Annotated in this window: 10 protein-coding genes, 3 tRNA genes and 1 riboswitch; of the genes, 3 read left to right on the top strand and 10 right to left on the bottom strand. The window is 30.9% G+C overall.

What is annotated here, in order from left to right:
• From ACUSRV_RS03870 to ACUSRV_RS03860, 3 genes are all read right to left on the bottom strand, one after another.
• The gene (locus tag ACUSRV_RS03870; protein ID WP_490140604.1) at window positions 1-1,071 is read right to left on the bottom strand and encodes a uroporphyrinogen decarboxylase family protein; all 1,071 of its coding nucleotides are present in this window, start codon (window positions 1,069-1,071) and stop codon (window positions 1-3) included.
• Between the two features lie 34 nt (window positions 1,072-1,105).
• Window positions 1,106-1,975: a uroporphyrinogen decarboxylase family protein gene (locus tag ACUSRV_RS03865; RefSeq protein ID WP_490140603.1), complete on the bottom strand. Its 870-nt coding sequence runs from the start codon at window positions 1,973-1,975 to the stop codon at window positions 1,106-1,108.
• 270 nt (window positions 1,976-2,245) lie between these two features.
• A complete protein-coding gene (locus ACUSRV_RS03860; protein ID WP_490140602.1) occupies window positions 2,246-3,400 on the bottom strand; it encodes an MFS transporter in 1,155 nt (384 codons plus the stop codon).
• A gap of 362 nt (window positions 3,401-3,762) precedes the next feature.
• Between ACUSRV_RS03860 and ACUSRV_RS03855 the strand changes: the two genes are divergently transcribed.
• The gene (locus tag ACUSRV_RS03855; protein WP_490140601.1) at window positions 3,763-4,608 is read left to right on the top strand and encodes an FMN-binding protein; all 846 of its coding nucleotides are present in this window, start codon (window positions 3,763-3,765) and stop codon (window positions 4,606-4,608) included.
• 48 nt (window positions 4,609-4,656) lie between these two features.
• On the opposite strand, the gene ACUSRV_RS03850 is transcribed toward ACUSRV_RS03855, so the two are convergent.
• The 4 genes from ACUSRV_RS03850 to ACUSRV_RS03835 form a co-directional block, all read right to left on the bottom strand.
• Window positions 4,657-5,313, bottom strand: coding sequence for a pentapeptide repeat-containing protein (locus ACUSRV_RS03850; RefSeq protein ID WP_490140600.1), 657 nt, complete (start codon window positions 5,311-5,313; stop codon window positions 4,657-4,659).
• A 115-nt stretch (window positions 5,314-5,428) separates the two neighbouring features.
• Window positions 5,429-5,504: transfer RNA gene (locus tag ACUSRV_RS03845), tRNA-Met, on the bottom strand.
• Window positions 5,505-5,531: 27 nt separating this feature from the next.
• Window positions 5,532-5,607: transfer RNA gene (locus ACUSRV_RS03840), tRNA-Met, on the bottom strand.
• A 28-nt stretch (window positions 5,608-5,635) separates the two neighbouring features.
• A tRNA-Met gene (locus tag ACUSRV_RS03835) sits at window positions 5,636-5,711 on the bottom strand.
• A gap of 194 nt (window positions 5,712-5,905) precedes the next feature.
• Between ACUSRV_RS03835 and ACUSRV_RS03830 the strand changes: the two genes are divergently transcribed.
• Window positions 5,906-7,180: a PAS domain-containing protein gene (locus ACUSRV_RS03830; protein WP_490140599.1), complete on the top strand. Its 1,275-nt coding sequence runs from the start codon at window positions 5,906-5,908 to the stop codon at window positions 7,178-7,180.
• Between the two features lie 38 nt (window positions 7,181-7,218).
• On the opposite strand, the gene ACUSRV_RS03825 is transcribed toward ACUSRV_RS03830, so the two are convergent.
• Genes ACUSRV_RS03825 through ACUSRV_RS03815 form a run of 3 tightly spaced genes read right to left on the bottom strand, consistent with a single transcriptional unit; the run spans window position 7,219 to window position 8,574 of the window.
• On the bottom strand, window positions 7,219-7,476 hold the full coding sequence (locus ACUSRV_RS03825; protein ID WP_490140598.1) for a hypothetical protein: 258 nt from the start codon (window positions 7,474-7,476) through the stop codon (window positions 7,219-7,221).
• Between the two features lie 37 nt (window positions 7,477-7,513).
• Window positions 7,514-8,122, bottom strand: coding sequence for a LysE family translocator (locus ACUSRV_RS03820; protein WP_490140597.1), 609 nt, complete (start codon window positions 8,120-8,122; stop codon window positions 7,514-7,516).
• A gap of 11 nt (window positions 8,123-8,133) precedes the next feature.
• Complete coding sequence (locus ACUSRV_RS03815) at window positions 8,134-8,574, bottom strand: Lrp/AsnC family transcriptional regulator (protein ID WP_490140596.1); 441 nt, start codon at window positions 8,572-8,574, stop codon at window positions 8,134-8,136.
• Window positions 8,575-8,895: 321 nt separating this feature from the next.
• Window positions 8,896-8,990, top strand: a riboswitch (cyclic di-GMP riboswitch).
• 89 nt (window positions 8,991-9,079) lie between these two features.
• Between ACUSRV_RS03815 and ACUSRV_RS03810 the strand changes: the two genes are divergently transcribed.
• Window positions 9,080-13,438 carry an OmpL47-type beta-barrel domain-containing protein gene (locus ACUSRV_RS03810; protein ID WP_490140595.1) on the top strand — a complete coding sequence of 1,453 codons (4,359 nt, stop codon included), beginning with the start codon at window positions 9,080-9,082 and terminating at the stop codon, window positions 13,436-13,438.
• Window positions 13,439-13,628: the final 190 nt, after the last annotated feature.

Below are 13,628 nucleotides of genomic sequence, written 5' to 3'. Positions count from 1 at the left end.
TTATAAGAAGTTTTTCGGATCTAATGGCCATTTTCCATATTTTCTAGCAGAAGCCATAAATTGATCAATATTCTCTAGAGGAACTCCTCCTGAAAGATCACATCCTGATGCCAATATATATCCACAAGGACTGTCATATGCCTTTTGAATACAGCTTTTTACCGCTAAATCTACATCTTCAGTAGTTCCTAAAATCAATGTTTCTACTGGGTCTACATTTCCAAGGATAGGAACTTTATCTCCCACTATTTTTTTTGTACGTTCTAGGTCTACCTTATTATCTATACTAAGCATATCGCAACCTGATGTAACCATGTCTCCAACAATTGCAGTTGTGTCCCCGCATATATGGTAACAAACCATTCCTTTTGCAGCATGTATATCTTCCATCAGTTCTATTGTGTATGGTAATACGAATTCTAAGTATTGTTTTCTATGTAAAATTGTTCCTGATGCAATTGGATCACAGAAAAGAATAAGACAACCAGCTTTTATAAACTCTCTATAAATCATTTTTAATGCATCTGTACAAAATCTCATTAATTGATGTACTCTTTCAGGATTTTTTCTAGTTGCTCTTAATAAGTTTTCAGTTGCATAAATACTTGAAGCAGCTGTAAAAGGTCCAGATATTAAAACACCAGTTGGAACCTCATGTCCTAATTTTTCAACTAAAATCTTCGCAGCATCAACATGCAATTTAAATGCTTTATCATTTTCAAGTGTAAGTTTTGACATATCTAATTTATCTACATCGTTAATATCATCTAATACGTTTTTCATAACTGCTGGTATTGAATCCTCTGGATCACTCATTTCACTTCCTAGAGCTGCTCCTACTCCATGTAGTCCATATTCAACTATAAGCATATCGTTTCCAAATCTTTCATAACAAGCAATTTGTGCGTTTGCTTCATTTAAAGCAGTGCTTCTTTTTTCCTTATGAGTTATCCCTAGTGCTAGCCCAGACATAGAGCAAGTAACTGGTATAGCTAACATTCTGTCCATAGGTTGTCCTGTCATAAATGCACCCAATCTTTCATTTGGTGTCATCTTATCATCTTTGTGCATATAATTCCCTCCATTTATAAATTAATTTTTTATATTAAATCAGTTCAATTGTTTTTATTAACCCATCTTTTAATTCAAATTCCTTATTTTTAACACACATTTGCCCAACAAATTTTGCTTTGCCAATTACTTTTTCACAGGCTTTTGAGTATTTCATAGATTCTCCTAATTCAATATCTTTCCATACTGCCTTATCTGTTCCAAGCAATGCAAATGTAGTTTTTGGACAAAGCAATAAAATTGTTTTATCATTTAATATCTCTTCAACTTTTTTTAACAATGGGTAAGTAAACATTTCTACAACTTGTTCAGAAAGTTTAGGACCTAAAATATTTAATCCTCCAGAAGAATCTCCATAACTAATCATATTTACTCCTACATTTTGGGCTTCTTCTATAAAGCGTAATATTTCATTTTGGAATTTATCAAAAATATCTTTCATATCATCTGGATTTTTTCTAAATATCTTAAAGATATGACGTGGGTCGATTAAAACATTCATAATAGTAAATGGACCTGAAATATATAATGCAACGTTTTCTCCATTTTCACGTAGGTGTTTACATGCTTTTAAAACTTCTGATATACGTCCCTTTGAATAATCTATTTGTGGTAAATCTAATATCTCTTTTGCAGTTGTACAAATATAGTCCTTTGCTCTTGGACCTATATTCTCATCACCATAATTTATAATTCCACCCATTGCTTCCCCTTCAATGGTATGGCAAAATGGTAATTCGCAAAATGTTGCGCTATCGTATTTTTTCAACGCTTTAGATAATAGTGCCATGCTATCCCAGTGTTTATAAGCCTCTGGAAATTTTAAATTCATTTTTTGTGTAATTTCTTTATTTATCCCTGCAGAATTATCATATGTACAATTAAAGTCAATAATTTTATTCATACCGAACCTCCGACTTGTTATATAAACCATTCAGTATTTTTTGAAAAATCTTCAGGTCTTTTATTTTTTTGTTAAAAAATTAATTTAATTTTTACACTTTAGAACTTGTCAATTTTCAAAATATTTAGTCGACAGTTCTCGAATAATTATACCATTTTTAACAATACCAGTATAATTGATATTTCCTATTATCAATCCTCTGTATATAGACTATCGCTATAATAGCAAGGCAATAATTCATTGGCCTAAATTAAAAAAGGCTGTATCTTTTTAGATACAACCATTTGATTTATTTAATACTTTTTTATAAACATACAATAATATATAAGCAAAGACACACATAACCACACAAATTGCAAATGCCCATGATATTGAAATTTCAGCAGTCTTACCTATAATCACATTAGCACCTGAACTTGCTAAACTTCCAAACATTGAAAATATTGATAAAAGAGTCGCCCTATCAGAGGTATTTATACTTTTATTTTCTATGTTTAAAACTATAGGTAAAATTATAGCTGCACTCCCAAATATAAGAACTATTGAAAGTATAGTTAATATGGCATTAGATGTAAACACAAGTATTGTACAACATATAGCAATAATAATATACAAAATTTCAATACTTCTGTTATTACCTAGCTTAGCGCTTACTTTATAAGATTTAACTGAAATTAACTTCGCTATTTGCATAACAACTGCTAATATTCCAAAATATTTAATATCAATTCCACTTCTCAAATACTGTGATTGATTTAAAAATATTCCTACTACTTGAACTACTTCATTTATTAAAGCAAATGAAATCACCAGTATTATAACGCTTTTGTTTTTAAAAGCTGTTAATAAACTTTGCTTAAATTTGGGCTTTTCTTCATAAGCTACACCCACACCTTTTATAAACAAGGTTAATATTGCTGCAACTGCATAAGGTATAATAGTATAAAATGCAGTACTATCCATAGATTGCTTAACAAGTACTCCATACATAAATGAAGCAATTAAATAACCACCAGTTGAAAATGCACTATATATGCCAAATACCTTTTCACTTTCTTCTTTATTTATCGATGAATACATTAGAGCAATATCACACCCTGAAATTCCTGCCAAAGATAATGATAATAATACTCTTTCCAAAAAGAACATCTCAAATGAGTTTGCTTTATAAAAGATTATTTTTGATATAAAAAATACAAAATTTGAAATAACTAGTGTTTTTTTATACCCAAATTTATCTGCAAACCATCCCCATGGTATCTCAAAGATAATCATTAATATCCACGATATAGATTCTATTAAAAACATATCAGACAAAGATAAGTTTCTATTTTGTCTATACAACGTAGCTATAGGCCCATAAAAAACAAACCCTTGTAAGAATACAATAATGTACATCAAATAAACGTTGACCTTTTTATTCATTTTTAATACACCCCCAAAATTACATTACAAAAAAACCTCTTTTTTAAAGGTTGTTTTTAAAATATCTTGTGATTTTGTTGTGTATTAAATAGGTCTATACATTTATTTTCCTCCTTACGGTTTAGTTTATATTAATAATTTATCATATTTTTAACATAAATATGCTTATTTTTACCATACCTAAATACAATTATATTCCGGTTTTATCTTACAAATCTTTTTAGATATATTATTCTTGTAGAATTAAATTCCTTTTATTGTAATTAATTGTTATTTTGTAAACAGCTCTGTTGACACTAGATATCTCAATACCATATAATGTAATTAAGTTATAAAAACATAGTTTTAAGGGGGATATGCTAATGAAAAAGATTTTAGGATTAGGTTTAACAAGTTTAATGACTGTAGCGCTACTTAGTGGTTGTACATCTACTAAAGAAACAGCAGCTCCAGCTACTGAACCAACAAGCGCATTAAAAGATGGTGCTTATCATGCAGAATACGATAGAACTGATGTTAGAGATTGGATAGCATTTGTTGATATCACTGTTAAAGATGGCAAAATAACAGAAGTAAATTATGACTATACAAATGAAGCTAAGGAAATGAGAACAAAAAACCAAGGATATATAGATGGTTTTAGCAAAGCTAATGGATATACACCAAGAGAAGGTTTTGATAAACTTGGAGCTAACTTAATTGAAACTCAAGATGCATCAAAAGTTGACGTTGTGACTGGTGCTACTCATTCATCAAGAAACTTTAATGAACTTGCAGCTGCTGCAATAGAAAAAGCAAAAACTGGTGATACTGCAAAAGCAATAGTACCTCTTTATGAAGATGGTTCATATAAAGTTGAAGCAACTGATTTCGATGATAAAGGTTGGAAACCTTTTGTAGAACTTGAAATAAAAGATCATAAAATTGCAAATATAAATTTTGATTACATAAATAAAGACGGAAAATTAAAAACTGAAGATGCAGCTTATAAAACTAAGATGGATGCAGTTGCAAAAACTTATCCAGAAAAATATACTGCTGAATTAGAAAAACAATTAGTAGAAAAACAATCTATTTCTAAAGTTGACGTTGTAACAGGAGCTACACATTCTGTTGAAAACTTCAAACTACTAGTAGAATATACTTTAGATGATTTAGCAGAAATAGGTAAAACTGGTACTGCTACTATGGATATGAGTGCAGAATAAAAATAATATATAACAACAAAATCCCCGACAGGAATGTCGGGGATTCTTTTATATGATACCTTCTATTTGATAAGTTTTTAGAAGTTTAATTATATAGCTTAGTGTGCAAAACTCCTTATCTAAGTTTTCTTTAATAGCGTTTAATCCATTTATTAAAGTTCCCTCATCAAAGTTTTCAAGTAGTATCATCATGCTTATTGGACTAACAGATCCATTCTTTGTATCTAATACCCTTGCAGCTTTTACATACTCATTAGTCATTGCCTCTTTAGCAGCATTTTCAAGTTCTTCACTAATTTCTAGTTTTGGCATTTCATCAAATATCTTAACATTTGAATTTGATAAATCTAAATTAACTGCTTTATTTATATCTGTGGATACAAATATAACATTTTTGAATTCTGCTCCTTTAAAATCTACGCCTTCTAAATTTGCAGAGTCAAATACTACATTTTCAAATTTAGCTTGTTTAAACTTACTTCTTTTTAAATTTGTAGCAACAAATTCAGCAGATTCAAATGTACATTCATGAAAATCACATGACTTAAATTGTGCACCTCTTAAACTTGCATAATTAAAGTTTGAACCTGAAAAATCGCAGTTATAACAATTACTCCTTCTTAGGTCTTTGTACATAAAATTCTTGTTTGTTTTTTTTATGTTGTTATAGTTAAAATTATCAATTACCTTTTTCTGTATAGCCATAATTACCTCCATCAAAATATGTTCTACTTTAGTTTATTATTTACTTATTTTTATCCTAATAATACTTAAAAAACTCTTATATCAAAAGATATAAGAGTTTGGTTTTATACTTTATTGGTTGCGGAGGCAGGACTTGAACCTACGACCTTTGGGTTATGAGCCCAACGAGCTGCCAACTGCTCCACTCCGCGATATTGTGATTAAATTATAGTAATTTTTGGTTGCGGAGGCAGGACTCGAACCTACGACCTTTGGGTTATGAGCCCAACGAGCTGCCAACTGCTCCACTCCGCGATATTGTGATTAAATTATAGTAATTTTTTGGTTGCGGAGGCAGGACTCGAACCTACGACCTTTGGGTTATGAGCCCAACGAGCTGCCAACTGCTCCACTCCGCGATATTGTGTTGTTTCATTGCCTAAATACTATAATAACACACATATTATAATATAGCAAATTTATTTTATTATAAAATAAAATCATCTACATAAATGTATAACTTATGGTATTTATCAGTGACCATTAATACATCCAATTACATATAATGTAAATAAGACTAGCTCAATATTTTATTAAGGAGAGAATGGTTTATATGTGGAAAGAATGTATTTGTGGAAAGGATTGTAATTCCTATCTCGAGTCTTTCTTCAATTCAATAAGCGAAGGGGTTGCCTTTCATAAGCCAATTACTGATGATAATGGTGATCCTATGGACTATAACTTTTTAGAAGTTAACAATGCTTTTACAGACATCACTGGATTGACTCGACAGGATATCGTAGGAAAAAGATTTTCAGATCTTAGATCTATTTTGAATGAATTTTGGATTGATACTTATGAAAAAATTTTAACATCAGCCATACCGATTAGTTTTGAAACTTATAATAAACAATTGGATAAGCATTTTAGAGTTTATACATTTGGTTTGGCAAATGGCAATTTTACCAGTTTATTTGCTGATATAACCGATTTGAAAAAAACTAATGAACTTATGAAAAAACATAAACTTTTATTTGATAATGCACAAGATATTATTTTCTATGCAGACATTAATGGTAACATAATAGATGCTAATATGAGTGCTATTTTAAAGTATGGATATACTCTCAGCGAATTAACTAAATTAAATGTTCTAGATTTAAGACACAATTTAACTAATCACTTATTCCAAGAACAAATGAATATAGCTGATAAAAATGGTCTTACATTTGAATGCACACATATTAAGAAAGATGGAAGTAGTTTTCCTGTAGAAGTGAGCGTTAAAAGTGTACTAGTTGATGAAGAAAGATTGAGAATTCACATTGTCAGAGATATATCTGAAAGAAAAATAGTAGAAGAGAAAATGTTGTATCTTGCAAATTATGACTCACTTACTGGAATACCAAATAGAAGCTACCTTATGAAACACCTAAATTTAATATTAGAAAGTGCTCGTAGAGGAAATTTCAAATTTGCTTTAATGTTGTTTGATATTGATAAGTTTAAAAGAATTAACGATGTATATGGACATACCTGTGGCGATGTTGTTCTTAAAGAAATTGCCCAAATTGTTCAAAATACTATTAGTGAAGTAGATTTTGTTGCAAGGCTTGGCGGAGATGAATTCGTAATAATTCAACCTTATGTAGATAGTTACGAAGATGCATCTACCCTTGCCAATAAAATTTTAGAAAAACTTAAGACCCCACTAAAGTTAGATGAAATAGAGTTAACTATATCTTTGAGTATAGGTATATCTATTTATCCCAATGATTCAACTGATATAGAAACACTTATAACTTATTCTGATAAAGCTATGTATATTGCAAAACAAACTTATGGAGGATCTTTTGAATTTTACTCAAATATTAAGGATATATATTAATAAAAAGGTTGTATCAATTTTTGATACAACCTTTTTTACTAGTAATTTTTTTTAGGTCTTAAGTCCGATTGACTTAAATGTTTTTTTATAATATATGAAGTTCCATCCTTTTTATACTCAGCTTCATAAGAATATCCGTATTTTTCAATTTCATAATAATCTAATATCTTTACAGAGTCTCCTGCTCTTAAAGATATAGTTTTTGTATTAGTATCACTACCATCAATGTGAGCTTTAAGCCTTCTACTCTTTGCTATATAAGCAGTATCATTTATATCAAATTCTCTTTTTATCATAAACTCTCCTTAAGTATGTGTATTAATATAGTCTATTTTATCCATTATAAACGTTATTAATTCCAAAAGCAACTAATACCAATCCTACAATTATATTTAATATATTAATAAATGATGAATCTAAAAAATTATTAATATAGCTTCCTAAAATTGAAATAAGCGTTAAAAATAATACAGTTGACAACACTGCTCCAAGTCCAAATAAATACATATTCTTTTTATCCATATTTTCTTGGGAGATTTTTGTAGAAAAGACCCCTGCCCAAAACAGTATTGTCAATGGATTTGATATAGTTAATAAAATTGTTTTTAAAAATATATTTTCTGGACTTTGATTCAATACAAAATTCAAGTTTGGGAGAATTGAAATCCCAAAAGACCCTACAATATTACTTAATCCAAAAACAATAAGTACAATAGCCCCAAAATATTTTATTAATCTTTGTGCACTTTCATATTTATTTAGTACAGATCCTATACCAAATATTGCGGCAAGTATATACAAGCAATCAATAATTGTTACCCCTAGCACTCCAGTCTCTGCTGCAAAAAATCCAGATGAAGCCGCAGTCTGAAAAATAAATAAACATATAGGTCCTACTGCAAATTGTAATAATATGCCAAATCTAAATCCTTTCAAAACCATACAGTGGCCTCCTATCTATTAGCAGTTTCTTTTAATGTTGATAAAACAATCAATGTATTAGATTTTCTAACACCTTTAATAGACTTCATTTTGCTACTTAAAAAATCCTCTAACTCTCCTGTATCATTCATAAGAACCTTTAGCATATAGTCATATTCGCCTGCCATATGATGGCATTCAATTACTTCAGAAAATTGAACAATTGTTTCTCTAAAGTTTTGTATATTTGCTGTTTCATCAATATTTACAAATATAATTGCCAGAAGTTTATATCCCATTTTTTCACGATTAACTTTAATAGTATATTGTTCAATAATATTTGATTCTTCTAATTTTCTAATTCTTTCCGAAACAGCAGGTATAGATAAATTCACTTTCTTGCTAATCTCTGAAACAGTGGCTCTTCCGTTTTCTTTCATGAACTCAAGGATATTTGCATCAATTATATCCATGTCTAAATCATCCTCTCTTAATCAATTTAATTTATTATATAAATAATCTTAAAATTAGTAAACCAAATTAAAATATATCAATAATTTTTTAAGAATAATATGTTTTTACTTAAAATTTTATATATTTATGTCATTATACTTAAAGTTTTAAAGATTATTTTAATTCCTTAACTTTTTTATTATAGAAAAAATAAATTGATTTAAAAGCTATGTAGGAATATGATTAGAAATAATATATTTTGATTTATATTGTTTCTTTATACCAAATATAGTAAAATTATGTACAAGATATATGAGTCTATATCTTAATAAATATATTATAAGTGAAAAAGGCAAATCATAGGAAACTATGAGACGCAAAGCCAAGGGCCTGAACCACGACTTGAATTTTACGTGGATGGTAGCCGGTTGCCACAGGGAATATAGTTTTCTTATCTATAAGCCTTATTTAAGGTTTATCTTTTTCCCAATTCCCCTTTTTCGCAAAGAAAGGTAGGGTCATGCCATGAAGAAAAATTTTCTTCGGAGTTTTCTAATTTTAGTAGTAATATTGGCGTTTCAACTAGTATTTCCTTTGGTAAATGCATACGCATTAACTACCAATAATGACATACTGCCTCCAAGTAACCTATCAGCCCCACTCATTACACCGAGTAATGTAAAGCTTTCATGGAATTCTGTATATGGAGCTAATGGTTATAATGTGTATGGAATTATTGACAATCAGCTTAAACTCCTTGGTACAACAACATCAACATCTTATACCTTTAATAGTCTACCAGAAGGTTCGTATAGGTATGTTGTGTCAACTTTAAGTGCTGATGGCGAATCAGGTCCATGTGCTCCTGTTTCAGTTAATATTGTCTATCCAAGCATGGTAGCACCAACAACCTTAACAAATAGGATACAAAATGGTAACGATATCGTACTAAGTTGGTCAACATCTCAGTATGCCGAAACCTATAACCTCTATCGAATTAATTCAGATGGGCAAAAAACATTTGTTACCTCGTCAAAATCATACACTTACTCAATTACTAATACAGATGCTGGAAACTATACCTATGCGGTTTCTGCGGTGAATTCCCTTTATGGCGAATCTCCAATGTCAACTTCTACACAGGTTCAAGTGGTTTTGCCAACTATGACTGCTCCAAGTAACCTCACATACTCATTATCCAATGGAAATGACATCACCTTAAAGTGGAATACTGTTCCATATGCAACAGCCTACAAAGTATATCAGATTATTAATGGTCAAAAAGTTTTAAAAAGTACATTGTCTGGAACGTCTGTTACGTACACCAATAAACAAGCTGGTGATTATATCTATGAGGTTCATTCCTACAGCGATCGTTTTGGTGAATCAGATAATGGAAGTCAAACCTTATTTACTCTAGTTATGCCAACAATGCAATCACCAGGTAATTTAACAAATAGCATTACAAATGGAAATGACATCACATTAAAGTGGAATACTGTTCCTTACGCAACAGCTTACAAAGTATATCAGATTATTGATGGTCAAAAAGTATTAAAAAGCACATTGGCAGGAACATCTGTTACGTACACTAATAAACAAGCTGGTGATTATGTTTATGAGGTTCATTCCTACAGCGATCGTTTTGGTGAATCAGATAATGGAAGTCAAACCTCCTTCACTCTAATACTGCCAACAATGCAGTCGCCAGATAATTTATCATACAATATTACAAATGGAAATGATATAACTCTAAAATGGAACGCTACTCCTTACGCAACATCTTATAAATTATATCAGATTATTAATGGTCAAAAAGTTTTGAAGAGTACATTAACTGGGACTTCTACAACATTGTCCAATATGCCTAGTGGTGATTATGTTTATGAAATTCATTCTTACAGTGACCGCTTTGATGAATCTAATGAAGGAAGTATTATAACATTCTCATTAATTCATCCAGTTATGCAATCACCAACAAACTTGGTGCAGACAATTAAAAATGCTACCGATTTTACTTTAAGCTGGAATGCATCTCCATACGCTACAAGTTATAAAGTTTATCAGATAGTTAATGGGCAAAAAGTTCTAAAGAGTACAGTAACTGGTACAACTGTTTCATATACAAGTATGTCACCTGGTGAATACAATTTTGAAGTTTACTCATATTCTACACGCTTCGGTGAATCAGAAAATGGAAGTAGTATTACAGTTAACCTAAATGGCCAAACAATGCAGGCGCCAACAAATCTAATTTATAGTATTGCAAATGGTAACGACATCACTTTGAGATGGACAGCCGCTCCATATGCAACAAGCTATAAAATCTATCAGATAATTGATGGCCAACAAGTTTTAAAACAAACTGTATTTGGTACTAGCATAACGTTCTCTAATATGGTTGCTGGTGATTATGACTATATTGTTAACTCAGTATCCAACCTTTTAGGAGAATCTTCAAGTGGAGTAGAAACCACTTTTGCTTTAATTCATCCAACGATGGAAGCTCCAAATAACCTAGCATATAAAATTCAAAATGGTAATGATGTCCAATTAACATGGTCAGCAGTGCCATATGCTAACAGTTACAAAATATATGAAGTAGTTAATGGACAGTTAGTATTAAAAACTACTGTAACTTCAACATCTGCAACACTGACTAACGTGCCAGAGGGTGAACATGACTATATTATTAAATCTGTAAGCGCTCGCTTTGGTGAATCACAGGATGGAAGCCAAGTGTCATTTTCACTTATTTTTCCAACAATGCTTGAACCAAGCAACTTTACATATAGTATTGCTAATGGCAATGATATTACCTTAAAGTGGAACTCAGTTAGTTATGCAACATCTTATAAAATTTATCAAATTATAAACGGAGAAAAAATCTTAAAACAAACTGTAACTGGCACTAGCATAACCTTCACTAATATGGCTGAGGGAGATTATACTTACGAAGTTTACTCTTACAGTAGCCGCTTTGGTGAATCACAAGTTGGAAGTAAAACAAACCTTACTTTGATTTTCCCAACTATGCAATCACCTGCTAATTTAACTAATAGCATTTTAAATGGCAATGACATGAACTTAAGATGGGCAGCTGTACCATACGCAACAAACTACAAAATTTATCAAATTGTAGATGGAGAAAAAATATTAAAACAAACCGTTACTGGTACTAGCGTAACCTTCACCAATATGCCTGAGGGAGATTATATTTATGAAGTTCATTCATATAGTAGTCGCTTCGGTGAATCTAGTGAAGGAAGCTCAGTAAGCGTCAAATTAAATTGGCCAGTAGTACAGCCTCCTACTTTAAGTAGAACTGTTTCTAACGTTAATAATATTACCCTATCTTGGCAGTCAGTTAATTGGGCAAACGAGTACCGTGTTTACGAAATAATAAATGGTACAAAACAGTTAATATATAAGGGAACAACCCTAAGCTATAAAGTTTTCAATCTATCAGAAGGTACACATAGTTTTCAAATAACTGCATATAGTAATCGCTTTGGTGAATCAGCTTTATCAAAAGAATTATCTGAGAATATTATATATCCAGTTATGCAATCTCCAGTAGCTAACTTGAAACTTATAGACAAAACAAGTGTACAAATTACTTGGGACTTTATCACTTATGCTAACGGTTATAACGTATACGAGATTATAGATAATACACCTGTTTTACTTGTAGAAAATCTAAATAACTTGTCTTACACAATTACTGATCTTTCATACGCAAACCACCAATATTATGTTACTTCATTCAGTAACTCATTTGGTGAATCTGATCCATCTAATACTGTTGTAGCAAAACTTATTGTTGACACTAAACCCCCAGTTACAAGTGCAAATACACCAACCAACTGGACAAATAGTGATGTAACTGTAAATCTAGCTTCATCAGATGATATAAGTGGTGTTGTTAAAACTTTCTATTCAATTGATGGCTCTAGTTACTTAGAAGGTAGTTCTTTCACAATACAAGATGAAGGAATTCACAAGGTATCTTTTTACTCAATTGATGCTGTTGGAAATATTGAACCTTCTAATACTATTTATGTAAAGATAGATAAGACTGCACCAGTTACTACTTCAAATGCACCTAATAACTGGTCAAATGATGATGTAACTATAAATCTAGCTTCATCAGATGAACTAAGTGGTGTTGTTAAAACCTTCTATTCAATTGATGGCTCTAATTACTTAGAAGGTAGTTCTTTCACAATACAAGATGAAGGGATCCACAAGGTATCATTCTACTCTATTGATACTGCTGGAAATATTGAATCTACTAATACCGTTTATGTAAAGATTGATAAGACTGCACCAACCATAACAATGGAGCTATTCAATGAGTTTAAGCTTGGTACTACACTACAATTAACTTACTTAGCAAATGACGGACTTTCTGGTATCACTATTGAAGATATGGTTGTTTTCGAACCAAATGAAACTACTGGAAAAGTGATTTCTAATGGTACAAACATCCAGTTTGATAAGCCTGGTATTTATACCGTTGTTATCACCGTAACTGATTCTGCTGGTAATATCTCTAAAATCCAAAAACAATTTACTGTTTATATCCCAACTAACATTGAGGTAACATCTAAGGTTATTAAAGGAAATAATGGTGTATTCACTGTTCGTGTTAATCTTCCCTTAGGATATAGTGCTCCTGGTTTCGATCTTAACACAGCAAACATAAATGGTGTTAATGCCCTTACTAGCAACAACGGATACTATGACCAAGCAAAAATTGGTCAATTTAAATTTGAACGCTCTTCTTTTAATTGGACTGCTCCTGAAGTAGTAGTTGAATTCCGCTGTTACATCAACGGCTACCTTGTAGTTGGTCAAACTACTGTTAAAGTTCAAAATTAATCTCTACAAAAACGTATAAATCCCCCTGCTACTTAGTAGGGGGATTTTCATTTCTTTCGGTTGTATAAACCTAATTACGAAATAAATATTTACTCATCTAGTTTTTATTTTATCTTCTTTAATATATTTTGCAATCTTCTTATATGCATCTTCATCACCTTTCACAATTCTAAGCTAATTTAGTGCGTCA

This window comes from Sporacetigenium sp. TC11 (assembly GCF_058146105.1).
Note: the sequence above shows the minus strand (reverse complement) of the source record. Positions and strands in the feature narration are given on the sequence as shown.